The sequence below is a fragment of the Sphingobium fuliginis genome (assembly GCF_004152845.1).
GTDB classification, from domain to species: Bacteria; Pseudomonadota; Alphaproteobacteria; order Sphingomonadales; family Sphingomonadaceae; genus Sphingobium; species Sphingobium fuliginis.
Window position 1 is genome coordinate 235190 of the sequence record NZ_SEON01000007.1, and the last position, 24390, is coordinate 259579.

Annotated in this window: 23 protein-coding genes; 11 read left to right on the forward strand and 12 right to left on the reverse strand. The window is 67.5% G+C overall.

Features of this window, described 5'->3' with window-relative positions; all coding sequences use genetic code 11:
- The first annotated feature begins 36 nt into the window (after positions 1-36).
- Complete coding sequence (locus tag EWH10_RS17095) at positions 37-816, forward strand: phytanoyl-CoA dioxygenase family protein (protein ID WP_065847329.1); 780 nt, start codon at positions 37-39, stop codon at positions 814-816.
- Positions 817-844: 28 nt separating this feature from the next.
- Here EWH10_RS17095 and EWH10_RS17100 read toward each other — a convergent pair whose 3' ends face one another.
- The 8 genes from EWH10_RS17100 to pedF all read right to left on the reverse strand — a co-directional run bounded on the left by EWH10_RS17100 (position 845) and on the right by pedF (position 8764).
- Complete coding sequence (locus EWH10_RS17100) at positions 845-1006, reverse strand: hypothetical protein (protein WP_162195987.1); 162 nt, start codon at positions 1004-1006, stop codon at positions 845-847.
- 132 nt (positions 1007-1138) lie between these two features.
- Positions 1139-3361, reverse strand: a complete 2223-nt coding sequence (gene katG, locus EWH10_RS17105; RefSeq protein WP_025551352.1) for a catalase/peroxidase HPI — start codon at positions 3359-3361, stop codon at positions 1139-1141.
- Positions 3362-3523: 162 nt separating this feature from the next.
- A complete protein-coding gene (locus EWH10_RS17110) occupies positions 3524-3988 on the reverse strand; it encodes an aminoacyl-tRNA deacylase (protein WP_025551354.1) in 465 nt (154 codons plus the stop codon).
- 178 nt (positions 3989-4166) lie between these two features.
- Entirely contained in the window at positions 4167-4700 is a 534-nt protein-coding gene (locus EWH10_RS17115; protein ID WP_025551356.1) for a GNAT family N-acetyltransferase, read from the reverse strand.
- A 100-nt stretch (positions 4701-4800) separates the two neighbouring features.
- Positions 4801-5577 (reverse strand): response regulator, encoded by a 777-nt coding sequence (locus EWH10_RS17120; RefSeq protein ID WP_025551358.1) that lies wholly within the window; start codon positions 5575-5577, stop codon positions 4801-4803.
- 13 nt (positions 5578-5590) lie between these two features.
- Positions 5591-7333 carry a methanol/ethanol family PQQ-dependent dehydrogenase gene (locus tag EWH10_RS17125; RefSeq protein ID WP_044661020.1) on the reverse strand — a complete coding sequence of 581 codons (1743 nt, stop codon included), beginning with the start codon at positions 7331-7333 and terminating at the stop codon, positions 5591-5593.
- A gap of 142 nt (positions 7334-7475) precedes the next feature.
- The gene (locus EWH10_RS17130; protein ID WP_025551360.1) at positions 7476-8333 is read right to left on the reverse strand and encodes a substrate-binding periplasmic protein; all 858 of its coding nucleotides are present in this window, start codon (positions 8331-8333) and stop codon (positions 7476-7478) included.
- 5 nt (positions 8334-8338) lie between these two features.
- A complete protein-coding gene (gene pedF / locus EWH10_RS17135; protein WP_025551362.1) occupies positions 8339-8764 on the reverse strand; it encodes a cytochrome c-550 PedF in 426 nt (141 codons plus the stop codon).
- Between the two features lie 168 nt (positions 8765-8932).
- Here pedF and EWH10_RS17140 point away from each other — a divergent pair, with 168 nt between their 5' ends.
- Entirely contained in the window at positions 8933-9904 is a 972-nt protein-coding gene (locus EWH10_RS17140) for a PQQ-dependent catabolism-associated beta-propeller protein (protein ID WP_025551364.1), read from the forward strand.
- Between the two features lie 224 nt (positions 9905-10128).
- On the opposite strand, the gene rpoZ is transcribed toward EWH10_RS17140, so the two are convergent.
- On the reverse strand, positions 10129-10473 hold the full coding sequence (gene rpoZ, locus EWH10_RS17145; protein ID WP_007688625.1) for a DNA-directed RNA polymerase subunit omega: 345 nt from the start codon (positions 10471-10473) through the stop codon (positions 10129-10131).
- Between the two features lie 119 nt (positions 10474-10592).
- Between rpoZ and EWH10_RS17150 the strand changes: the two genes are divergently transcribed.
- The 6 genes from EWH10_RS17150 (at position 10593) to EWH10_RS17175 (ending at position 20927) form a co-directional block, all read left to right on the forward strand.
- Positions 10593-11807 carry a phospholipase D-like domain-containing protein gene (locus EWH10_RS17150; RefSeq protein ID WP_025551366.1) on the forward strand — a complete coding sequence of 405 codons (1215 nt, stop codon included), beginning with the start codon at positions 10593-10595 and terminating at the stop codon, positions 11805-11807.
- A gap of 219 nt (positions 11808-12026) precedes the next feature.
- Entirely contained in the window at positions 12027-13535 is a 1509-nt protein-coding gene (locus tag EWH10_RS17155) for a glycerol-3-phosphate dehydrogenase (RefSeq protein WP_065847331.1), read from the forward strand.
- On the forward strand, positions 13532-14998 hold the full coding sequence (locus tag EWH10_RS17160) for an FGGY family carbohydrate kinase (protein ID WP_044661021.1): 1467 nt from the start codon (positions 13532-13534) through the stop codon (positions 14996-14998). The genes EWH10_RS17155 and EWH10_RS17160 overlap by 4 nt, the downstream gene beginning before the upstream one ends.
- Before the next feature lie 66 nt (positions 14999-15064).
- Entirely contained in the window at positions 15065-16846 is a 1782-nt protein-coding gene (locus tag EWH10_RS17165; protein ID WP_025549454.1) for a sensor domain-containing diguanylate cyclase, read from the forward strand.
- A gap of 271 nt (positions 16847-17117) precedes the next feature.
- Positions 17118-18506 (forward strand): porin, encoded by a 1389-nt coding sequence (locus tag EWH10_RS17170; protein WP_044661022.1) that lies wholly within the window; start codon positions 17118-17120, stop codon positions 18504-18506.
- Between the two features lie 117 nt (positions 18507-18623).
- Positions 18624-20927 (forward strand): TonB-dependent receptor, encoded by a 2304-nt coding sequence (locus EWH10_RS17175; RefSeq protein WP_025549453.1) that lies wholly within the window; start codon positions 18624-18626, stop codon positions 20925-20927.
- Here EWH10_RS17175 and EWH10_RS17180 read toward each other — a convergent pair.
- From EWH10_RS17180 to EWH10_RS17190, 3 genes are all read right to left on the reverse strand, one after another.
- Positions 20924-21130, reverse strand: coding sequence for a hypothetical protein (locus tag EWH10_RS17180; protein ID WP_025549452.1), 207 nt, complete (start codon positions 21128-21130; stop codon positions 20924-20926). The two genes, EWH10_RS17175 and EWH10_RS17180, sit on opposite strands and share 4 nt — an antisense overlap.
- Before the next feature lie 65 nt (positions 21131-21195).
- A complete protein-coding gene (locus EWH10_RS17185) occupies positions 21196-22143 on the reverse strand; it encodes a quinoprotein relay system zinc metallohydrolase 1 (RefSeq protein ID WP_044661025.1) in 948 nt (315 codons plus the stop codon).
- Complete coding sequence (locus tag EWH10_RS17190) at positions 22140-22913, reverse strand: quinoprotein dehydrogenase-associated SoxYZ-like carrier (protein ID WP_037482691.1); 774 nt, start codon at positions 22911-22913, stop codon at positions 22140-22142. The genes EWH10_RS17185 and EWH10_RS17190 overlap by 4 nt, the downstream gene beginning before the upstream one ends.
- A 105-nt stretch (positions 22914-23018) precedes the next feature.
- On the opposite strand from EWH10_RS17190, the gene EWH10_RS17195 reads away from it, so the two are divergent.
- From EWH10_RS17195 to EWH10_RS22040, 3 genes are all read left to right on the forward strand, one after another.
- Positions 23019-23561 (forward strand): rhodanese-like domain-containing protein, encoded by a 543-nt coding sequence (locus EWH10_RS17195; RefSeq protein ID WP_025549449.1) that lies wholly within the window; start codon positions 23019-23021, stop codon positions 23559-23561.
- A 61-nt stretch (positions 23562-23622) separates the two neighbouring features.
- Positions 23623-24090, forward strand: a complete 468-nt coding sequence (locus EWH10_RS17200; protein ID WP_025549448.1) for a pseudoazurin — start codon at positions 23623-23625, stop codon at positions 24088-24090.
- A gap of 9 nt (positions 24091-24099) precedes the next feature.
- Positions 24100-24357, forward strand: coding sequence for an acetyl-coenzyme A synthetase N-terminal domain-containing protein (locus EWH10_RS22040; RefSeq protein WP_242495900.1), 258 nt, complete (start codon positions 24100-24102; stop codon positions 24355-24357).
- Positions 24358-24390 lie beyond the last annotated feature (33 nt).

Sequence of the window (24390 nt, forward strand, 5' to 3'; positions counted from 1 at the left end):
GTGATAGGCTGAATCCCCCACATCATGGAGCGGGCTATGAGCGCTTTCGACGTCGCGACGGCTCGATCCTCACTGATCCGGGATGGGTTCACCGTGATCAGGGACGCCTTTTCCGCCCGTTCCGTGGAGGAGATCGTCGAAATCCACCGCTTGCTGGTCGCGGCGCTCGATGATCCTGTCCGTCCCGGCGACCGTTTCCGGATGGACATGGGGCGCGGGCTGGCGGGCGCCGGCCCTGCGCGGCTCAGCCAGCATGAGATACGCTATGCCTCCAACCTGGCGCCGCGCCTGATGGCGACCGAGGTGTTCGTGCGGAGCCAGCGGCTGGTCGATGCCATTGCGGGGCCGATGCACTTCGCCTTCGACCATATCATCTTCAAGCCCGGGCATTCCGCCACGACCACGCCATGGCATCAGGACATCGCCTATCGGAAGCTGGGCGGCGGGGCGCATGCCGGGGGCCTTGCCCGGCTCCACCTGTGGATTCCGCTTCAGGACACCAGCCTTGAGCAAGGTTGCATGGAGTTCGTCCCCGGCAGCCATCGCGCCGGGGTCATGCCGCATCTGCCCTTTACGCGCATATCGGGCACTTTGGGCCGGGAGGCGGCGGTTCCGCAAGCCGGCGAGCGGGTCGCATGCCCGATCGAGGCGGGTGGGCTGACCATCCATACGCCGCTTACCCTGCATTATACCGGCGCCAACCTTACGCCCAGGGCGCGGGGAGCCTGGATCATCCAGTTCAGCCGCTTCGGCCGGATGGAACGCGCGATCAAGCGCGGGCTGGGGATCGCGCCGCGCACCGTCCTGGCGGAATAGCATGGCGCAGGAGCAAGCGCCGGGGCGATCACCAGTGGCGCGGTTGCAGATGGCGTCTTTCCATTTCGTCCAGCACGGCCTGCTCGAACCCGGACGGGTTCTTCGGGTCGCCCATCCTGCGGCGGATGGCGGCCAGTTCCTTGTCCGTGAGGGCCGCTGCCTCGGCAGCATCCTTCAGATGATCATGCACGGCGAGTCTCCGCATCATGGCGGCGGCACTGTCGCATGAAAAGCGGGCAAGCTCAATTCAGCGAAAGGCTTAGCGTCGACCCCATGCAGGGCGCCGTGGAAAGGGCCGCCCCCGAAGGAGCGGCCCGACCCCTTATGCCGCCAGGTCGAAACGGTCGGCGTTCATCACCTTGGTCCAGGCGGCGACGAAGTCGTTCACGAACTTGTCGCCCGCGTCGGCGGAGGCATAGACTTCCGACAGGGCGCGCAGTTGCGCGTTCGATCCGAACACCAGGTCGACCCGCGTGCCGGTCCATTTCTGTTCATTGGACTTGCGGCAGGTGCCGGTGAAGATGTCCTTGTGACCCTCCACCTCCTTCCACGCCGTGCCCATGTCGAGCAGGTTGACGAAGAAGTCGTTGCTGAGCGTCCCCGGACGGTCGGTGAACACGCCATGGCCGGACCCGCCATGATTGGCGCCCAGCACCCGCAGCCCGCCGACCAGCACCGTCATTTCCGGGGCGCTGAGGGTCAGCAACTGGGCGCGGTCGATCAGCAGTTCCTCGACCGGCACGCTGAACGGCACGGGCAGATAGTTGCGGAAGCCGTCGACCTTCGGCTCCAGCACCTCGAAATTCTGCACATCCGTCTGTTCCTGCGAGGCGTCGGCGCGGCCGGGGGTGAAGGGCACCTCGATGCTGCGCCCGCCATCCGCCGCCGCCTTCTCGATCGCGGCCGATCCGCCCAGCACGATCAGGTCGGCGAGCGAAATCTTCTTCGCGCCCGCACTGTCGAACTCGGCCTTGATCTTCTCCAGTACGGAGAGGACGCGGGAAAGCTGTTCGGGCTGGTTCACGTCCCAGTCCTTTTGCGGAGCCAGCCGGATGCGCCCGCCATTGGCGCCGCCGCGATGGTCCGACCCGCGATAGGTGGAGGCCGACGCCCAGGCGGTCGTCACCAGTTCCGCGACGCTGAGGCCGGACGCCAATATCTTCTGCTTGAGCGCGGCGATGTCCGAAGCGTCGACCAGTGGATGGTCGACCGCCGGAATCGGGTCCTGCCAGATCAGGTCTTCGGCGGGGACTTCGGGGCCGAGATAGCGGGCCTTCGGTCCCATGTCGCGATGGCACAGCTTGAACCAGGCGCGGGCGAAGGCATCCTCGAACGCGGCGGGATCGTTGCGGAACCGCTCGGAGATTTTCCGATATTCCGGGTCCATCTTGAACGCCATGTCGGCCGTGGTCATCATCGTCGGCACGCGCCTGTCGGGGCTGTGCGCGCCGGGGGCCAGGTCTTCGGGCTTCTGGTTCACCGGCTGCCACTGCTTGGCGCCCGCCGGGCTCCGCACCAGCTCATATTCATAGTCGAGCAGCATGTGGAAGAAGCTGTGGTCCCAGGCCCGGGGCGTCGGCGTCCACGCGCCTTCGATGCCGCTGGTGATGGTGTGATCGCCCACGCCGCTTTCATAGCCGCTCTGCCAGCCAAGGCCCTGCTGCGCGATGTCGGCGCCTTCGGGTTCCTTGCCGACCTTCGATGCATCGCCCGCGCCATGGGCCTTGCCGAAGGTGTGGCCGCCGGCGGTGAGCGCGACGGTCTCCTCATCGTTCATGCCCATGCGCAGGAAGGTTTCGCGAATGTCGCGGGCCGATTGCAGCGGGTCGGGGTTGCCGCCCGGCCCCTCCGGATTGACGTAGATGAGGCCCATCTGGATCGCGGCCAGCGGGCTTTCGAGGACCATGTTCTTTTCCGGCTGGATGCGGGTTTCATTGCCCTCCTGGCCGACCCAGAACTCCTCCGTGCCCCAATAAACGTCCTTTTCCGGCTCGAACACGTCGGCGCGGCCGCCGCCGAAGCCGAAGACCGGGCCGCCCATCGATTCAATGGCGACATTGCCGGCCAGGATCATGAGGTCCGCCCAGCTCAGCTTCTGGCCATATTTCTGCTTGACCGGCCACAGCAGGCGGCGGGCCTTGTCGAGATTGGCGTTGTCCGGCCAGCTGTTGAGCGGGGCGAAGCGCTGCGAGCCGGAGGAGGCGCCGCCGCGCCCGTCGCCGGTGCGGTAGGTGCCCGCCGAGTGCCAGGCCATGCGGATGAAGAAGGGGCCGTAATGGCCATAGTCCGCCGGCCACCAGGGCTGGCTGTCGGTCATGAGGGCCGTCAGGTCCTTCTTCACCGCGTCATAGTCCAGCGACTTGAAGGCGGCCGCATAATCGAAATCGTCGCCCAGCGGATTGCCGGACAGGCCGTTCTGCTGAAGGATGTCGAGCGAGAGCTGGTTCGGCCACCAGTCGCGGTTGGTGCGCCCCAGCAGGGATCGCAGCGCCGCAGGCTCCTTCACGGGGCAGGCCAGCGGATCATTGCTCGTCTTTGCGTCCATTGCACGATTCCTTTCAGCTTCTCCGGGACCGGATTCTAGGCCATGCCCCGCGAAGGGGGAACTGCGAAGGCCATGTTATTTTTCCGATAACAGTGTGGAATTTATTAGATGAAAGGGGACCATGACTCCCCTCCCGCCGCGGGAGGGGGCACCCCTTCCTCTCTAAATACTGAACGCGAAATGCCCGGAGCCCTTTTGCAGCCGCCGCCAGTTTTCCGCATTCATATGAACGAGGGTGTGATGGTCGCCGCCCTCGAACCAGACATCCTGATCCATCAGCATGTCGTCGTCGATGATCGTCTTCAGCCCATAGGCCGCGCCGACCGGCGGAAGCGCGCCCAGTTCGCAGTCGGGGAACAGCGCCGCGGTCGTATGTTCCTCCGCCAGCGAGACGTCGCGGGCCAGCCATTGCTGCAGGAAGTTGAAGCTGACATGCTTGGAGGAGGGCAGGACGGCCAGCAGATATTCGTCGCCGGCCTGCACCAGCACCGCTTTCGCCACCTGCCGGCCGGGGACATGCGCCGCCTGCGCCGCCCGCGCCATCTCCGCCGAGGGTTCATGCGGCCATTCGTCGAAGCTGGTGCCGCAGCGGTCCATATAGCCGCGCAATCTTTGGGAAATCGCCATGACATCCTCCATCGGCCTGTGCCCGCGGACATGGGTCAGGGGGGCGTCGTGCGCGGTGCCGGGAACGGGTGCCGGCACAAGGGCGGGCGGCGGGTCTGGCCAATGCCGTCGATAGGATCAGGAATAGCAGATTTGCGGCCGATAACCAATCGCCCCGGCTGCCCCCTCCGCCGCGCGGTTACGGCCGGGCGGCGTCGGGCGCGGTGGCATTGCCGCCGCCCAGCGCGATCTGCATGTAGACGGTGTCGAGCCAGCGGCCCGCCTTCCAGCCCATGCCGGTGAGGCGGCCCACCTGCCGGAAGCCGCAGGCGGCGTGGAGCGCGACCGAAGCGGGTTCGCCGCCGCCGATCACCGCCACCATCTGGCGGAAGCCGAAAGCCCCGGCCGCGTCCAGCAGGGCATCGAGCAGCGCCCGGCCGATGCCGCCGCCGCGCCGGTCCTGCGCCACATAGATGCTGTTTTCGCACGCAAAGGCATAAGCGGGCCGGTCGCGGAACTGCGTCGCATAGCAATAGCCGACCACCTCCGCCCCGTCGCACGCCGCGAGGAAGGGCCAGCCCCGGCCGGTCACGCGCTCGATCCTGGCCACTGTCTCCGCAACGGACGGCGGCACGAGCTCGTAGCTGGCGGTGCCGTGCAGGACATGGTGCGCATAGATGGCGGCGATGGCGGCCGCATCCCCGACCGTCGCCTTCCGGACCGTGACGCTCATTGCCCTGTCGCCTCCACCATTTCGCCATCCTGCCCGACGCCGGGCGGCGACACAACCGGCCACCGGCTGGAGAAGAAGGGAAGAAATCGGGGAAAAGGGCTCAATCGGCGCGGAAATGCACCTGATTGGCCTTGATCACCGCCTGGGTGCGGCTGAGCACGCCCAGCTTCTGGAGGATGGCGGAGACATGCGCCTTGATCGTGGTCATCGACACGCCCAGATCGTGCGCGATCTGCTTGTTCAGCCGCCCGCGCACCAGATGCGCCAGCACCGTCTTCTGCTGCGGCGTCAGGCTGTCGATGCGGCGGGCGATCTCATCCTCCTCCGCCGTGGGCGCGACATTCTCTCCCATGGCCTCCGGCAGATAGATTTCGCCCGACACCACCCGATGGAGCGCATCGACGATGGCGCTGCGCTTCAGCGATTTGGGAATGAAGCCCGCCGCGCCGGCGGCCAGCGCCTCCTGCACGATGGCGCGGTCGAAGGCGCCCGACACCATCACCACCGGCAGGATCGGGAAACGGTCCCGCAGCAGTTTCAGGCCGTCCAGGCGGCGGACGTCGGGAATGTTGAGGTCGAGCAGGATGAGGTCGAAATTATCCTGCTTCTCCAGCAGCGAGACGGCCTCGTCCATGCTTGCCGCCTCGAAGATGTCGCAATTGTCGAAGCTGATCGCGATCACGCTGCGCAGCCCGTCGCGCACGAGGGGGTGATCGTCGACGATCAGCACCCGCTCCATGATTGCCTCGCCACCCATATACTGGCCCACCCCTCGACCCGGATCATCGGACAAGTCATGGGCCGTGGCAAGCCGCATCGCGCCGGGCGGAACCGCCGGAATGGAGTGCATGTGGTTGCCGCGTCCCATGACGATCATCGTTCTTGTCCTCTTATCTGGGCAGCTTGAACACCCAGAGCGCGCCGCCCTGGTTTATGTCCTTGAAGCTCTTGGCGACTTCGCCGCCCCAGAGCGGCACCGCGCCGCCCCAGCCGGACATCACCGCCACATATTGCTCGCCATCCTGTTCCCAGGTGACGGGGCTGCCCACCACGCCGGAGCCGGTCTGGAACTTCCACAATTCCTGGCCCGTCTTCGCGTCGAAGGCTTTCAGATACCCCTCCGGCGTGCCGGTGAAGACCAGGTTGCCCGCCGTCGAGAGCACCCCGCCCCAGAGCGGCGCCTTGTTCTTATATTCCCAGACGATCTTGCCGGTCTTGGGGTCCATGGCGCGCAGCGCGCCGATATGATCCTCGGCAATGGGCTTAATGGTGAAGCCGGCGCCCAGATAGGCCGCGCCCTTCTTGTAGGCGATGGGCTCGTTCCAGATGTCCATGCCCCAGTCGTTGGACGGAATGTAGAAGAGGCCGGTGTCCTGGCTGTAGGCCATGGGCATCCAGTTCTTTCCCCCCAGGAAGCTGGGGCTGGCGAAGACCGACTGGCCCTTGGCCGCTTCGCCCGGCGCGCCGGGACGGTTGGCGTCGTTATAGTTCGGACGGCCATTTTTGTTGAAGCCATTGGCCCAGGTCGTCTGCGCGACGAACTTGTTGGCGCTGATGAACTTGCCGTTGGTGCGGTCCAGAACGAAGAAATAGCCGTTGCGGTCGGCCTTCGCGCCCAGCTTCATCGGCTTGCCGTTGATCGTGGCGTCGAAGGGGATGAATTCGTTGACGCCGTCGAAGTCCCAGCCATCATGCGGGGTCGTCTGGAAATGCCATTTGATGACGCCGGTGTCGGGGTCGATGGCCAGCGTGGAACTGGTGTAGAGATTGTCGCCGGGGCGCAGATGGCTGTTCCAGGGCGCGGGGTTGCCGGTGCCGAAGAAGAGCAGGTTGGTTTCCGGATCATAGGTGCCGCCCAGCCAGGTCGCGCCGCCGCCGGTCTTCCACAGGTCGCCCTGCCAACTGGCGTTGGTCTTGCCGGTGATGCCGTTATCCTTGCCGTTGAGGGTGCCCATATTGCCCTCGATCGTCGGGCGGCGCCAGATCAGTTCGCCGGTGTTGACGTCGCGGGCCTCCACTGCGCCGGTGATGCCGAATTCGCCGCCGGAGTTGCCGTAGATCACCTTGCCCTTGACGATCATCGGCGCGGCGGTGGCGGAATAGCCCGCCTGATAATCGGCGGTCTGCTTGTTCCAGATGACCTTGCCGGTGTGGCGGTTGAGCGCGACCATGTGCGCGTCCAGCGTGGCGAAGATGATCTTGTCGCCATAGATCGCCGCGCCCCGGTTCACCACGTCGCAACAGGGCATGATCGCTTCGGGCAGGCGGGCGTCATATTGCCACTTTTCCTCGCCGGTGCGCGCATCGAAGGCGAAGAGGCGCGAATAGCTGCCGGTGACGTAGATGGTGCCGTCATAGACGATCGGCTGCGCTTCCTGCCCGCGCTGCTTTTCCCCGCCGAGCGAGGAGGCGAAGGCGGGGACCAGCTTCGCGACGTTGGAGGCGTTGATCGCCTTCAGCGGGCTGAAGCGCTGCGCCTGCGGACCCATGCCATAGGTCAGGACGTCGCCGGGCGTCGCCGCGTCGTTCATCAGGTCCGCATCGGTGGGGCCTTCGGCCAGCAATGGCGCGGCGGCAATCGCCAGGCCCAGGATCGCGGCGCCGGACAGGGCTCGCGTCAAACGTCCTTTCATTCCATCCTCCCTCTGTTGAAAGGGCGTGCTCCGCGCCCCCGACTGTTTCAGATTATTGCACCCGTTGTGCGCAGCAATTGGACCTTGGGTCGGTCCTTCCGTCTTTGGCTCCTTCCCCTCCAGAGGAGGGAAAGGGCAGGGTTCATCCTGCCGCCAGCGCGGGCGTCCACTGCACGCCATAGGTGGCGAACAGCGCCTTCATCTCGCCGCTTGCGGCCATGGCGGCGACAATCTCCTCCACCGCATCGCCCAATGTGCGGCTGTTTTCCTTGACCGCCATGCCGATGTCCCAGCCGGGCGAGGTGAAGGCGGGCAGCGGCCCCTTGCGCAGGGTGAGGCCCTTCGCGCCGCGGTGCAGCCCTTCCTCGATCTGGGCGCGGCTGGCGAGCACGGCGTCCGCCTTGCCCGCCGCCACCGCCGCGACCGCGTCGGAGCCGCTGGGATAATGCGCCACATCCTTCGCCAATATGCCGCCGAAGGAGCCGATCAGGTAGAAATCGGGGATGGAGTCGAGTTCGGCCGCCAGCCTGTGCCCGCGCCAGCCGGTGGGCGGCGCTTCCAGATCGATGGCGTTTTGCGTACCCGCAAAACGGAAGCTTTCGCGATAATAGGGCGCGATGATCGCCACCTGGTCGTTGCGGGCGGCGAAGGTCCGGTCGAAGGGGACGTGCAACATCAGGTCGCCCGGCGCGAAGCCCAGCAGCCCGCCCTTCCACACGCCATGGCGCAGATCGTCGTCGGCGCTTTCATCCGCTACGAGCTGGGCGAGGTCGGCGCGCACGCCCAGTTTCCCGGCAATGGCGCTCGCCAGGTCGGCGTCGAGGCCGACCAGTTTCCCGCCCTCCTCCCAGGACCAGGGGCGGTTGTCCTTGTAGACCACCACGCGCAGCACGCCCAGTTCCTTGACCTTGCCCAGCGGCGCGGCGTGGGTCATGCCGGGGCAAAGCCCCAGCGCCATCGCCGCGCCCGCTCCGCCGATCAGGCCACGCCGGCTGAGCATGGCCTTTAGCCCTGGAACTTGGTTTCGAGCCAGGCGCGGATCGCCCAGCCGGCCTTCTGGCCCAGCACGTCGCCGAAGGGCGGCATATAGACCTTCCCATCATGGCTGGAGCCGTGGCGGAAGCGTTCGACGAACCACTGGTCGCCCGATTCGCCCTGTTCGAGATAGCGCAGGTCGGGCGCGATGCCGCCGCTTTCCGCGTCGAGCCCATGGCAGCGGGCGCAATTCTGGCCATAGGCGGACTGGCCGATCTCTATCGCCTTGGCATTGCCGCTATAGGGGTTTTTCGCAAGCCATTCCTCGCCAATGTCCGGCAGGGCGGAGGTGTCGACGGCCTGTGGCGTCACATTGCCGTGCGCCATCAGGCCGGTTGCCGTGGTCGCGCCCAATATGGCGATGGCGCCCAGCAGCGAAATGCGTCCCAGATTCATGCTCGAAATCCTCACCCGAATTGATTGGGGCGAGTGTAGGGCAGCGCGCTTTGCGTCCCTATTGGCCGTTGGTACAATCCCGGTGACGCTGTGCGCGCTATAGAGCCATAAGCGCTTATGCGCAGGAACATGACGCATAACGAGGCACGGCGGAGAGGATCGGGGCATATGAAGCGCATCATTCTGGCGGGGTTGATGCTGGTTCCGATGAGCGCGCAGCCAGTGAGCGCGTGGGCGGAGACGCTCTATGTCTCCAACGAGCGGGGCAACAGCGTCACCGTGATCGATGCGGCCAGCGCGAAGGTGATCGCGACCTGGGCGGTCGGCGGCCGGCCACGGGGGATCACCGTGTCGAAGGACGGCAGATATATCTATCTCTGCGCATCGACAGATCATGCGGTGCAGGTGATCGAGCGGGCGACGGGGAAGGTCGTGGCGGAGCTGCCGTCCGGGGAGGACCCGGAGCAATTCTTCCTCTCGCGCGATGGCGGGACGCTGTTCGTCGCCAATGAGGACAATGCTGCGCTGACCGCCATCGACCTGGCGAACCGGACCGTCGCCTTCCAGGTCGACGTCGGCGGCGAGCCCGAGGGCGTGGCGCAAAGCCCGGACGGCCGGTGGGTCGCGGTGACTTCGGAGGAGGAGAATGTCGTCAACTGGGTCGATGTGGCGAAGAAGGAGATGATCGACGCGACGCCCGTCGACCTGCGCCCGCGGCATGTGGAGTTCACGGGCGATGGCGCGCAGCTGTGGGTCGCGGCGGAGGTGGGCGGGACGGTGCAGATCGTCGATACGGCCTCCCGCAAGGTGGTGGAGACCCTGCATTTCGCCATTCCGGGCGTGGCGGAGCATCGCATATTGCCCTGCGGCATCCGTTTCACGCCGGACGGCCGGACGGCGGTGGTGGCGTTGGGGCGGGCGGATCATGTCGCGCTGGTCGACGTGGCGAGCCGCAAGGTGCGCGCCTATGTTCCCGTGGGCAAGCGGGTGTGGCATGTCGCGGTCAGCGGCGACGGGGCGCGGGCCTATGCGGCCAATGGCCTTTCGGACAATGTGAGCGTGATCGATCTGGCCAGGGGCGAGGTCACGGGAACGATCCCGGTGGGGGCGGCGCCGTGGGGGATCGTGGCGGTTCCCTGAAATGGCGGCTGCGCCGGCATTCGGAGGAGAGTTTTGGCCCATTAGAGGCTGATCGCACAAAGGCAGTCCCGGGAAGCGGCGCTGAGCCACTGCCTTCGCAGGAGCCATACCGACCCGTGGCGACAATTGGCCAAGCACGCCATGCCCAGCTGCATCCAAAACGGTGAGGCCCGGTCCTGCTTGCGCAGGCCGGGCCTCATTCCCTCTCCAAACTGGTGACTGGATCAGCCGTCGTAGTCGCCGCCGATATTCTGGTTGCGCGGCGGGGCGGCGGCGGTCAGGCGCAGGGCCTCCGCCGACTGGGCGATCGAGCCGATTTCGTCCGGCGTGTCGTCGTCATCGATCTGCACCTTCTGCAGCGAGGCGACGAGCGAATCATGCAGATCCACCGGCAGGACGGTCTCTTCCGCGATCTCGCGCAGGGCGACGACGGGATTTTTATCGCGATCACGGTCCAGAGTCAGCTCGGCGCCGCCCGAAATCTCACGGGCGCGCTGCGCGGCAAGCAGGACGAGGTCAAAACGGTTGGTAACCTTGTCGACGCAATCTTCGACGGTAACGCGGGCCAAACGGGCGCTCCTGAACCAAGAGAAATGGTGAAATGCGCGCCTAACAGCGCAGGCCTTAAGAGTCAATGAAAAGCCCATAAACTGTGGCCAGCCGCCCCGAATGCGGGCATGAACGGAATATGGCGAGCATCCAGCAGGCAGGGCCGGGTGATGGCGGGTGGGAGGGCGAGGGACAGATCGGCCTGTCGCTGCACGCCGACCGCCTGCGCGTGATCGAGACGGGACCGGCGTTGCGGCAGGCCCTGGTCGACCTGATCGACGGCGCGCGGGAGAGCCTGAAGCTTTATTATTATATCTTCGCCGCCGACGGCAGCGGGCAACTCATCCTCGACCGGCTGATCGCGGCGCGGGGGCGCGGCGTTGCGGTCACGCTGATGATCGACGCCTTCGGATCGGGATCGACGCCGCTTGCCTTCTTCGATCCGCTGGTGGCGGCGGGCGGGCATTTCGGCCGCTTCGGGGCGCGGCGCTCGACGCGCTACCTGATCCGCAACCATCAGAAGCTGGCGATCGCCGACGACCGGCGGCTGCTGACGGGCGGCTTCAACGTCGAGGACGGCTATTTCGGGATTCCGGCGGAGGATTGCTGGCACGACCTGGGCCTGCTGGTGGAAGGGCCGCAGGTGCAGGCGATGACAAGCTGGTACGGCCAGCTCTGGCGCTGGGTGTCGACGCGCAAGCAGCGATTCCGCACGCTGCGCCGCATGGTGCGCAACTGGCACAGCCCTCTCCACACCGCGCCGGGCGAGCCGATGCGCTGGGTGATCGGCGGTCCCACCCGCCGGCTCAGTCCCTGGGCGCAGCTTGTGAAGCATGACCTTGAGCGGGCGCGGCGGCTCGACATGGTGGAGGCCTATTTCTCGCCGGGTCGCGGCATGCTGAAGCGCATCGCCCGGGCGGCGCGGCGAAAGGGGTCGCGCCTCGTACTGCCCTCCAGGTCCGACAATGGCGCGACCGTCGCGGCGGCCCGCCTGCTCTATGGCCCGCTGCTGAGGCGCGGGGTGGAGATATGGGAATATCAGCCCTGCAAGCTGCACATGAAGCTGATCGTGGTGGACGACGCGGTCTATATCGGATCGGCCAATTTCGACATGCGCAGCCTGTTCCTCAACCTGGAGATCATGCTGCGCGTCGAGGACGCCGGTTTCGCGCAGGATATGCGCGCCCTGATCGACCGGCGGGTCGCGCAAAGCCGCCAGATCACGCTGGAAACGCACCGCGCCCAGCGCAGCCTGCCGACGCTGGTCAAGCAGTGGATCAGCTATTTCCTGGTCGGCGTGCTGGACTATACCGTGACCCGCCGGCTCAATTTCCGCGATCCGGATGCCGACTAGGGCCAATCGACATTCAGATGATGACGAGCCGAAAATGGTGGTTTTCCGTGACCCGGCGCGCAGCCTACTCAAGGTATGTGAGCACCGGAAGCACGGAAAAGCGTCATTTGCAAGCCGTCAGGGCTGAATGTCGATTGGCTCTAGCATCGGAACCGGCCTCTTGTCCGGGGCGGGTCCGTTTCGGTTCCCCCCGTCCCCGAAGCGCGCTAGGGTGGCGGCGTGACAAGGGATAAGGACCCGGCGGCCCATGATCTTGCCGTGATCGGCGGCGGCGTCAACGGCTGCGGCGTGGCGCGCGATGCGGCCGGTCGGGGTGCGCGGGTGCTGCTGCTGGAGCGCGGCGATCTGGCGCAGGGCACCTCCTCCGCCTCCACCAAGCTGATCCATGGCGGGCTGCGCTATCTGGAGCATCGGGAATTCGGGCTGGTGCGCGAATCGCTGGCGGAGCGCGAGCGGCTCTGGGCGATCGCGCCGCATATCGTCCATCCGTTGCGCTTCGTGCTGCCCTGGGTGCCGGGGCTGCGGCCGCGCTGGATGCTGCGGCTTGGCCTCTTCCTCTATGACCATATCGGCGGCCGACGCGCCCTGCCGCCGACCGAGAGCGTCGACCTGCGCCGTCATCCGGCGGGCCGGCCCCTGAAAACCGGCTTCGGCACGGCCTTCGTCTATTCCGACGGCTGGGTGGACGATGCGCGCCTGGTCATCCTGAACGCCCGCGATGCCGCCGACCGGGGCGCGGAGGTGCACAGCCGGACGGAGGTGCGGCGGCTGGAACGGGAAAGCGGCGGCTGGACCATATATGCGCGGGCGGCGGACGGAACGATGCCGCGCTTCCGCGCGCGCGCCGTGGTCAACGCCGCCGGGCCGCTGGCGCTGGACCTGCTCCATCGCGCCCATGGCGAAACGGACCGCCACATGCGGCTGGTGCGCGGATCGCATATCGTCGTGCCGCGCCTGTTCGACCATGGCTTCGCCTATTTCTTCCAACTGCCCGATGGCCGCATCTTCTTTGCGCTGCCCTATGAGCGGGACTTCACCCTGATCGGCACCACGGATCGCGATCATCGGGGACCGGTCGACGATGTCCGGCCCGATCCCGACGAGATCGCCTATCTCTGCGAAGGGGCGAACCGTTATTTCCGGAAGAGCATCGCGCCGCAGGATGTGCTGTGGTCCTATGCCGGGGTCCGCCCGTTGGTCGACGACGGTTCGGGAAGACCGGAGGCGGCGACGCGCGGCTATCGGCTGGAGCTTGATGCGCCGGACGGAGAGGCGCCGCTGCTGAGCCTGTTCGGCGGCAAGATCACCACCTACCGCCACCTCGCCGCGGAGGCGGTGGCGATGCTGAAGCCCTTTCTCCCCAGCCTGTCGGGCGGCGACTGGACCGCGAAGGCGGCGCTGCCGGGCGGCGACTTCCCGATGCAGGGGCGCGACCGGCTGATCGCGGACCTGGGCTGCGACTATCCTTTCCTGGACTATGCCTCGGCGGAGCGGATCGCCTGCGCCTATGGCACCCGCGCCTGGGAGTGGCTGGACGGGGCGCGGGACATGGCGGCGCTGGGCGCGCATTTCGGTCATGGCCTGACCGAGGCGGAGCTGCGCTATCTGGTGGCGCGGGAATGGGCGATGACGGCCGACGACATATTATGGCGCCGGACGAAGCTGGGGCTGCGTCTGGATGCGCGCCAGACCGCGCATGTCCGGGAATGGCTGGGGGGGAAGGCATGAGCGAACGGCCGATATTGGTGCTGGACGAGGGCACGACGTCGACGCGGGCCATGCTCTATGCGCCGGACGGGCGGCGGCTGGGCATGGCGCAGGCGGACCTCAGCCAATATTATCCGCGGCCCGGCTGGGTCGAGCATGATGCGGCGGAGATCTGGGACAGGACCCTGGCCTGCGCGCGCGACATGGTGGCGCTGGCGGGCGGGGCCGACCGTGTCGCCGCCATCGGCATCACCAACCAGCGCGAGACCGTGGTCGCGTGGGACCGGCGGACGGGCGAGCCGCTGGCCCCCGCCATCGTCTGGCAGGACCGCCGCACCGCCGATCATTGCGCCGCCCTGCGCGAGGCGGGCAAGGAGGAGGCGATCCAGCGGCGGACGGGGCTGGTGATCGATCCCTATTTCTCCGCGACGAAGATGCGCTGGCTGCTCGATCATGCGCCCGCCGTGGCGGCGGCGGGCAGCGCGCTGGCCTTCGGCACGGTCGAAAGCTGGCTGATGTGGAAGCTGACCGGCGGCCTGCATGTCAGCGATGCCAGCAACGCCAGCCGCACCCAGTTGATGGCGCTCGACGCCGCCGATTGGGACCGGGGGCTGTGCGACCTGTTCGGCGTGCCGCCGCATGCGCTGCCGGAGATCGTCGACAATATCGGCCCCTTTGGCGAGACGCAGGACCAATGGTTCGGCCGGCCGATCCCGATCCGGGGACTGATGGGGGATCAGCAGGCGGCGACCATCGGCCAGGCCTGCCTGACCCCCGGCGACGCCAAGGCGACATTGGGCACCGGCGCCTTCGTCCTTGCCCATATGGGGAGTAGCGTGCCGGTATCGCGGCACCGCCTGCTCGGCACATTGCTCTGTCGATTGCCGGGCGAGACGAGCTATGCGCTGGAAGGGTCGCTGTTCGTCGCGGGCAGCCTGATCCAGTGGCTGCGCGACGAACTGCGCCTGATCGCAACGGCGGAGGAAAGCGAAGCGATGGCCCGTTCGGTGCCGGACAGCGGCGGCGTCGCCATGCTGCCCGCGCTGGCGGGGCTGGGCGCGCCGCACTGGCGCGCCGACGCCAGGGGGGCGATCCATGGCCTGACGCTGGGCACGAAGCGGGCGCATATCGTGCGCGCGGCGCTCGAATCGCTGTCGCACCAGCTTCACGACCTGGCTGGCGCATTCGCGGCCGACGGCATGCCCTGGCGCGCCCTGTGCATCGACGGAGGAATGAGCGCCAATGACTGGATCGCGCAGGACCTGGCGGACATTCTGCAGCTGCGCGTGGATCGCCCCGCCGATGTGGAGACGACCGCCCGGGGCGCGGCGATGCTGGCGGCGGTGGGCGCGGGCCTGTTTCCCTCCCTTGCCGAGGCGGCGGGGGCCATGGGGGCGGAACGGCGAAGCTTCGCCCCGGCCCTGCCGGACGATGTCAGAGGCGAAAGGCTGGGGCGATGGCAGGCATTGCTGGCGTCGGCATGATTTTCCCCTGTGTAAAATCATCATCGTGAGTATATCTTAACGATAAGCGTCTAGGGCGGGGCGAACATGCAGACGTCTCTTCGACATCCTTCTTCCCGCGTGGAACCGGTTGCCCTGGGTTGCGCCTATTTCCTGGCGGCGTCGCTGGCGCTTGCCAGTTCACGATTCGAAGGGGGATTGGCCTTCATCTGGGGCGCCAACGCGCTGTTGATGGCCTATCTGCTGACATCGCGAACCGCTTCCTGGCCGTGGGCGCTGATCGCCTGCGGCATGGCCAGCGCGCTGTCGACCGCGCTGTGGGGGATGGGGACGCTCGCCGCCGTGCCGATGGCGGGCATCAACCTGCTGGAAGCGCTGATCGTCGCGTTGATCTGCCGCCGCTTCGCGCGAGGCGGGAAGTTCGCCGGTTCGATGCAGCCGCTGTTCGTCTTCATCCTGGCGCTGTGCGGTCCGGCCAATCTGATCGCGGGCCTGGCCGCCGCCACTGTCGCGTCGGCGCTGACGACGGTGTCCTTCGGCGCATCGCTGCTGCAATGGTATACCGGGCATGTGCTGGGCGCGCTGACCTGCACGCCGATCCTGATGATGCTGATGCAGGGCGAATTGCGGCGCTGGTTCGGCCAGACTTCGCGCAGGGGCAAGTGGGAAGCGCTGGCGCTGCTGCTGCTGTTCGCGCTGGCGACCGCCTTCGTCTTCTACGCGGCGCGCTATCCGATGCTGTTCGCGCTGCTGCTGCCGATGGTCGCGATGGTCTTCCGCCTGGGCAATCTGGGCGCGGCGGCTTCGGTCATGATCCTGGCCATCATCGGCGGCATGGCGACCATGACCGGTCATGGGCCGCTGTACATGATCCCCGGCACGCTGGGCGAGCGGATGCAGTTCTTCCAGCTCTTCCTGGCCTTCAGTTTCCTGCTGTCGATGCCGATCGCTGCGGAGCTGAACAGCCGCCGCCGCCTGTTCCAGATGTTGCAGGAAAGCGAGGCCCGCTATCGCGCCATTGCGGAAAATAGCGGCGACGTGGTGCTCAACATCAGCGTTGGCGGCGTGATCGAATATGCCTCCCCCGCGGCGGCCGAACAGATCGGCTGCGCGCCGGAACTGCTGGTCGGGCAGGACGCGGCCAATCTGGTCGACCCGGCGGACCGGGAACAGGTGATCGCGACGCTGGACCGGGCGCTGGAGCAGCCGGGCGAGGTGCAGACGGTGGAATTCCGCCCCTTCATTTCCGCGCAAGGCAGCGACTGGTGCGAGATGGTGGCCCGCGCCGTGGTCGACGAGCGCGGCCTGCCCACCGGCCTTGTCAGCACGATCCGCGACATGTCCCGGCACAAGGCGCGGCAACGCGCGCTTCAGCAGGTGGCGGCGCTGGATTCGCTGACCGGGGCGGACAGCCGCCGGGCCTTCCTCGAAAAGCTGGAGGAGGAGATGCTGCGCGTCCGGCATGGCGCGCGGGCCTGCCTGCTGCTGATCGACATCGATCATTTCAAGGCGGTCAACGACGGCTACGGCCATGGCGCGGGCGACCGCGTGCTGGCGGGCTTCGTCGAGCGGTTGCGTCCCGGACTGCGCAGCGTCGACAGCATCGGCCGTCTGGGCGGGGAGGAATTCGCCATCCTGCTGAGCGGCACCGACGTCGTGCGGGCGAGCATGATCTGCGAAAGGCTGCGCGAAATGGTCACGGCCCATCCGGTGCAGATCGATTCGGGCGAGGTGATCCCGGTGACGTTCAGCGCGGGACTGGTGGCGCTGGGCGGCCAGAGCGAGGGGCAGGCCGTGCTGGAGGCCGCGGACAAGGCGCTCTACAACGCCAAGCATAGCGGACGCAACTGCCTGCGATTGGCGGCGTAAGGTCAAGATCCTGACCCTTGCCGCGGATGCTCTCCGCGCGAACATCCATGCGCCCTTCGACCAAAGTAGTGCCTGATTCCTCCTGTCTGAACCGGGCTCTTGCGCGCCGCGCCCTTGCTTCGAGCGTCCGCGCAGGCGCCGCCTGCGGCCTGGAGCCATGCGTCCCTTCCTCCCAAGGGAGGAGGCCCTAAGTCCAATTTCCGCCGCGCCCTGCCGGCCTCAATCTCTCTTCAGCCGGGGGCATTGACCGGCACAAAAGAGGGAGGATGTTATGAAAAGGACGCTGCTCCTCGCGAGCGCGGCCATGGGGCTGCTTTGCGCGACTGCCACGCCGGCGATGGCCGGGACCACCGCCGATCTGCTGAAGCGGCTGCATGAAAAGGGAATCCTCTCCGACGAGGAATATCAGGAACTGCTGAAGAATGAGAGCGCGGAGGCCGCTGCCGCGCCGGCCGCGCCGCCGGTGACGCCGGATGCGTCGGGCGGCGGTCGGAGCGTCCGCATGACCGACAGCGGTGTCGGCTTCGAAATGGGCGACGTCACGCTCAAATTCTCCGGATCGGTCAATGGCTTCTACGTCCATGACAATGGCGAGGCGCCCAGCGCCACCAACAGCGTCGTCGGCGGCGTGGCGACGGTGGGTGGCAAGAGTTCGGCCATCCGCAACGGTCTGCTGCCCGGCTTCCTGAAGGTGGAGGTCATGACCAGGCAGGGCGGCTGGGACGTCGGCGCGCATTTCGGCATGTATCCGGGCATCAACTCCGTCAGCTATGCGGGCAGCGGCGCGAACAGCCCCGGCAATCCGCGCGGGCTCCAGACGGCGGGCATCGATTTCCGCCAGACCTACCTGACCTTCGGCCGTCCGGGCTTTGGCGAGGTGAAGATCGGCCGCGACATCGGCCTGTTCGCCTCGGAGCAGATCCTGAACGACATCACCCTGCTGTCGTCGGGCACGCCGGCGGGCAATGTCGCGCCGTCCAACACCACGCTGGGGCGGATCGGCGTCGGCTATATCTACACCGATTTCCAGCCGCAGATCACCTATACCACGCCCAGCTTCAGCGGCTTCACCGCCAGCATCGGCATTTTCGAGCCCTTGTCCTCGCTGACCGGACCGGACGAGGCCAACAAGGAGCCGGGCTTCCAGGGCAAGCTGGTCTATGACGGCAAGTTCGGCGGCGTGGGCACCCGCCTGTGGGCGGCGGGCATCCGGCAGAAGCATGATGTGATCGCCGGGCCGGACTATACGAGCTGGGGCTGGGACGCGGGCGCGAAGGTGACGGTGGGGCCGCTGACGCTGGTCGGCACCTATTATGACGCTTCGGGCCTTGGCACGACGGCGCTCAACCTGTTCGACACCGATGGGCTGGGCAACAAGCGCGACAGCCATGGCTTCTATCTGCAGGGGCTGGCGAGCTTCGGAAAATTCTCTGTCGGGGGCAGCTATGGCGAGAGCAATCTCGACTATGCCAATGCCGCCGACGCGCTGGCGAACCCGACGCTGGTGGACAAGAATTCGAGCTGGGTGGGGCAGGTCCGCTACGGCCTCACAAGCTGGGTCACGCTGCTGAGCGAATATGTCCACACCAGATCGGAAGCGCATAACGGCAATCAGGCCAGTTCCGACGCCATCGCGGCGGGGGCCATCCTGTTCTTCTGATCCCGACCGAAGGAACAATGTCACGGGGCGGGGCCGCATCCTAACAGGGATGCGGCCCCATTTTCATGGCTGGACAATGGCCTGGCCGTTGGGGAACAAAGAAGAAGAGGCACGGGGATGAGGAAGGGCATGTGGCTGGCCGGCGCGGCATGGGCGATTCTGGCGGGGCAGGCCACCGCGCAGAACGCATGGGCGGATACCGCCGGCGCCGATGCGGACCGGCAGCCGATCGTCGTCACGGCCCCCGGCGGCGCGATCGATGCCGACGATGCGCTGCGCCTGACCGGCGCGGACATCAGCCGCGCGGGAACGCCCGATCTGCTGGGCGCGCTCACCCGGTCCATCGCCGGCGTCACCCTGCAGGACGCGCAGGGCAATCCGTGGCAGCCCAATCTGGTCTATCGCGGCTTCACCGCCTCCCCGCTGCAGGGGCAGGCGCAGGGGCTGGCGGTCTATCTCGACGGCGCGCGATTCAACCAGCCCTTTGGCGACACGGTCGCCTTCGACCTGTTGCCGGAGGCGGCGATCCGCAGCCTTACCCTGTTCGACAGCAGCGCCGTCTATGGCCTGAACGCGCTGGGCGGGGCGATGGTGATCGACACCAAGACCGGGACCAGCGATCCGGGGCTGGAGGCGAGCCTGACCGGCGGACGCTTCGGTTCGCGGGAGGCGAGCGTGGCGGGCGGGTTCCGGAAGGGCGATTTCAGCGCATTCGGCGCGTTCCAGTACAGCCATGAGGATGGCTGGCGCGACCATTCGCCCTCCACCCTCCATAATGGCTATGCCGATCTGGGTTTCGACACCGCGAGCGGCGGGCTGCATCTGAAGTGGATCGGCGCCGACACGGACCTGACGGGCAATGGCGTCGCGCCGGTCGAGTTGCTGGCGGTGGACCGGCGCGCCGTCTTCACCTGGCCGGACAATGCCAGGGCGCGCTATGGCCGGATCAGCCTGCATCCCTGGGTCGCGCTGGGGGAAGGGATGCGGATCGAGGGCACGCTCTATGCGCAACGGTTGAAGCTGCGCACGGTGAACGGCGACGCCGCCGACATAGAGGGGTGCGAAGACGGGCTGCTCTGCCTGGAGACCGTCGAGGGGGCGGACGAGGCGTTGCTGACCGATGCGGACGGCCGCACGATTGCCGATGTGCTGGGCGGCGAGGGCTATGGCGTGCTCAATCGGGGAAGGCTGGACAGCCGGGCGATGGGCGTGCTGGTCCAGATGATCGACGAGCGGCCGCTGTGGGGCGGGCGCAATCACCTTGCCATCGGCATGAGCTATGACACGAGCCGCAGCCGCTTCGGCGCCTCGACCGAACTGGCTGCGCTGACGGAGGATCGCGGCGTCGAGGGGCTGGGGCCGGCCATCGTGCAGGCGGACGGCGCGATCGGGCCGGTGGGTCTGGTCGCCCATGCCGGCTATTGGGGGCTGTTCGCGCAGGACCGGCTGCCGCTGACCGACCGGCTCTCGGCGGAGATCGGGTTGCGCTACAATCATGTGGTGATTGCGATGCGCGACCGGATCGGCACGGCGCTCAACGGCGATCATCGGTTCAGGCGGCTGAACCCCGGGCTGGAACTGGATTACCGGCTGACGGAGGGGCTGAACCTGAGGGTGGGCTATGCGGAGAGCAATCGCGCCCCGACGCCGGCCGAACTGTCCTGCGCCGACGAGAATGCGCCGTGCAGCCTCGCCAATTTCTTCATCGCCGATCCGCCATTGAAGCAGATCGTCGCCAGGAGCTGGGAAGCGGGCGCGGGCGGGCGGGGCCGATGGGGCGGGTTCCGACTGGAATGGCTGTTGTCCGCCTATCGCACGCGCAACCGCGACGACATTCAGTTTGTCGCGTCGGCGATTCGGGGGCGCGCCTGGTTCCGCAATATCGGCGCGACCCGGCGGCAGGGCGTGGAATTCACCCTGAAGGCGGTGCGCGGCGGCCTTTCGGGGGCGTTCAGCTATGCCTTCACCGATGCGACCTACCGTCATGACCTGGCGCTTTCCAGCCCCGCCAATCCGGCGGCGAACGGGGACGGGGTGATCTTTGTCCAGCCGGGGGACCGGTTGCCCGGCATTCCGCGCCACAGTGCGACGCTGTCGCTGGATTATGCCGGGCGCGGCTGGTCGGTCGGCGGCGACCTGATCGCGCGGACGGGGCAATATCTGGTGGGTGACGAGGGCAATGACCAGCCGCGGCTGAAAGGCCATGCGCTGGTCAACCTGCGCGCCGGGATCGACATGGCGCCGGGGGTGACGCTGTTCGGGGAACTGCACAATGCGTTCGACCGCAAATATGCGACCTTCGGCACGTTCAGCGACGTCGGGGAGGTGGAGATGGCGCAGGCCCCCGATGCGTCCAATCCGCGCGCCTATGGGCCGGGCGCGCCGCGCCGCTGGTATGCGGGGGTGAAGGCGCGGTTCTAGGCCTTGATGACTGGCTGGTCGACGAGGGCTTCCGGCTGCGGCGTGGCGACGAGGCCGATCGTCATCATCTCCGCGAAGTTCGCGTCGTCATGCCATTTGCGCGCGGCGGCCAGGGCGGCGTCCTGCGCGTGGCGGGACATTTCGGCGCCCGCGCGGCGTTCCCACAATTCCGCCTGTTCCCTGAAGAATTCCGACGTGGGCATCGCATCCTCCCCCCTTTTTAACCAGCGCCCGAACGCGCGAACGGGGCGTTAGTTCCGGGGGCGGATCAGCCGGGCCGGTCGATGCGGGGCAGCAGCCGCGCCTCCAGTCCCGGATAGAGGTGGGAGACGCTGCGTTGCAGCTCATAGCGCGCCGCCGCCATGGTGGAGAAGCGCGCCGGTATCGGCAGTTCGCCCGCCTCCACCATGTCGAGGCCCGACTGCACCGCCTGCGTCAGCGCCTCGTCCAGCCAGTCGATCCAGTCGCGGGTCTGGGCAATGGCGGCCCGGCCGCTGGGATCGAACGGGCCATGGCCGGGGATCAGGCCGCCATGCGGTTCCCGCGCCAGCCGGTCGAGACTGGCGCGCCAGCCGGGGAGGTCGGCGGTCGGGGTGCTGGGCGCGCGGTCGTGGAAGACGAGGTCGCCGCCGATCAGCACGCCGCTGCGTTCGTCGAGCAGCGCCAGGTCCGCGCCGCTATGGCCTGAAAGCGCCAGCAGCCGCAGCCCTCGCCCGCCGAACTCCTCCCGTCCGGCGGCGATCGGCCGGCCCGGCAGCACCAGTTCGGTGCCGCGCATCCAGTCGTTCAGCAGCCGGTACATGGCGTCCGAATAGCCGCGCCCCTCACGCGCCAGAGCCTCTATCGTGCCGGGCAGGGCCGCGACGATCCGGGGATCGAAGGCGGCGATGCCCATGCCATGGTCGGGATGCAGATGGGTGACATAGACGCGGACCACCGGCTGGCCGGTCAGTCCCTCCGCCACCTTGCGCAGCGCCTGTCCATAGGCGAGCGACGGGCCGCAGTCGCACAGCACTGTTCCAGCGGGCGTGGCGATGATGGCGATATTGGCGATGGCGCCGCCATTGGCCGGTTCTATGGGGGCGTCCGCGCCGTGGATCATCCAGATGCCGTCCGCGACCGGGACGGGGGCAATCGCATAGCTGCGCCGCGCCTGCGCGGGCATGGCGGCCAGCGCCATGCTCCCCGCGATCAGCCTGCGCCGGGTCAGCATCATCGCGGCAGGGGCGACTGGCGCGCGACGGCCAGCGCCGCGTGATAATCGCGTCCATTGGTGTCGCGGGCATCGACGGCCAGCATGTCGCCCGCCGCCGCATGGGGGATCAGGGTGATGGCCGGATCTTCCGCGACCGAGGCCCAGATTTCCATCCGGCCCAGTTCGCGACCGGCGGCGTCGCTGACGGTCAGTCGTTCCAGATGATAGGTGGGAATGGCGTCGACCAGCCCGGTGTCCATCGGGTGCCGGAAGTTGAGGCGAAGGCGGCTGGCGTCGACCGGCCCCGCGACGGGCCAGGCCTCGCCCCTGATCTCGCCCAGATGGTCCGCCCAGTCGCCCTTGACCCGGCTGACCGGGGGCGTCGAGCAGCCGCCGCCCGCCGCGTCGATCCAGCCGCCCGACACCAGCCATTCGCCGCTCGCCAACTGCACCGCGCCGCGCACGGGGGTGCGCTGGTCCAGCTTGATGCGGGTGGCGAGATAGGCTTCGCTGTCCGTCGGGCGATAGTCGACCGCGATCGGGATCGGGTTGAGGTCCGCCATCAGGACGATGCGCCGGACGCCGGGGATCGCGCGGGCGTCGATGGCGACCGGGAAGCTGCGCTGGTTCTCCGCGATCTGGGGGAAATCGACCTTCACCCGCGGGTCGAAGCGGACCGGATCGTTGCCGAACAGCAGCTTTGCATGGGCTTCCCACATCGGCGATTCCAGCGGATCGGCGGGCGTGGATGCGCCCGCCCCCGCCGCCAGCGCGAGCAGGGCCAGGGTCATGGCTGCGTAGCTTCGCCTTTTCACATCCTTCTCCCTTGGTGCAGGTCTAAAGGCTGGCGCAATGCGCTACCATTGGTCCTTGGGTCGGATGGGGAGGGAAGCGGGATGAGGAGGACGATCTGGGCCGGTGCTCTGCTGCTTTGCGCGGCGCCCGTGGCGGCGGAGCCGTTGTTCGCGCCTGACGGCTATCGGATCGCCGCCTATCGCGCGCCGGTCTCCCGCCCGCCGGCCGGGGTCGGGCGGATCGCGCCGGCCGCCGCCGCAGCCCTGCGGCCGGGCCGGGATGCGCTGTTCCTCGACGTCCTGCCGGCCGAGGGCGGGCATCGGGAGAGCGACGGGCGCTGGCGGCTGGCGGCGCAGCATGAGAGCATTCCGGGCGCTCGCTGGTTCCCCGAAGCGGGAAGGGGCGTGCCGGAGCCCGACATCGCGCTCTGGTTCGCGGCCGGCGTGCGGCGGCTGACGGGTGGCCGGCGCGATCGCATGCTGGTCGTCTTCTGCCGGTCCGATTGCTGGATGAGCTGGAACGCGGCGCGGCGGCTGCGCGCCATGGGCTATCGCAATGTCTGGTGGCTGGCGGAGGGGACGGACGGCTGGCGCGACCTGGGGCGGCCCTTGGTTCGAGTGGCGCCGGAGGGGCGCGCGCCCTAGGACCAATGGCCCATTGCGGGGGTCCGCTGCGCTGCGTCATCACTTGCCCAAGCATGTTTGCATGGGAGAGAGAGCCTTGATCCGCATTCGCATCACCCTGGGCGGCGTTGCCGCCGCCGCGCTCCTGACGCTGGCGCCGCTGTCGGCGCAGGCGAAGGACATCGTCGTCCATATGAAGAACCAGGGCGCGGACGGCGCCATGGTGTTCGAGCCGTCCTTCGTGAAGGCGGCGGTGGGCGACACCATCCGTTTCCAGCCGACCAATCCCAGCCATAATGCCGAAACCATCGCGAACATGCTGCCGGCCGGCGCGACCCCGATGAAGGGCGCGATGAACAAGGAGGCGGTGCTGACCGTCACCAAGCCCGGCCTCTACGGCATCAAGTGCATGCCGCATTATTCGATGGGCATGGTCGCGCTGGTGCAGGTGGGCAAGGTGGCCCCGGCCGATCTCGCGGCGGCCAAGGCGGTGAAGCTGCCGCCCTTCGCCGCCAGGCGGATGACCGCCGCGCTCGCCAAAGTGAAGTGAGATCCGCCGATGCTGACCACGGCTCCCCCTGTCTATCCCGTGCCGCCGGCCTGGTCGGCGGAGGCGAAGGTCGATGCCGCCGCCTATGCCGCGGGCTATCGCCGATCGCTGGATGACGCCGAAGCCTATTGGCTGGAGCAGGCGCGGCGGCTGGACTGGCTGCGCGAACCTACCTGTCTGGTTGCGACACATCATTGGGATATGGTAAAGAGCGCTATCGCGGATCACGCGTGGCGCTTTGCTGCTCTTGCTGATGAGGTTTCGTGATGGTGCAGATACATCCCCAAGCTCGGACCACGC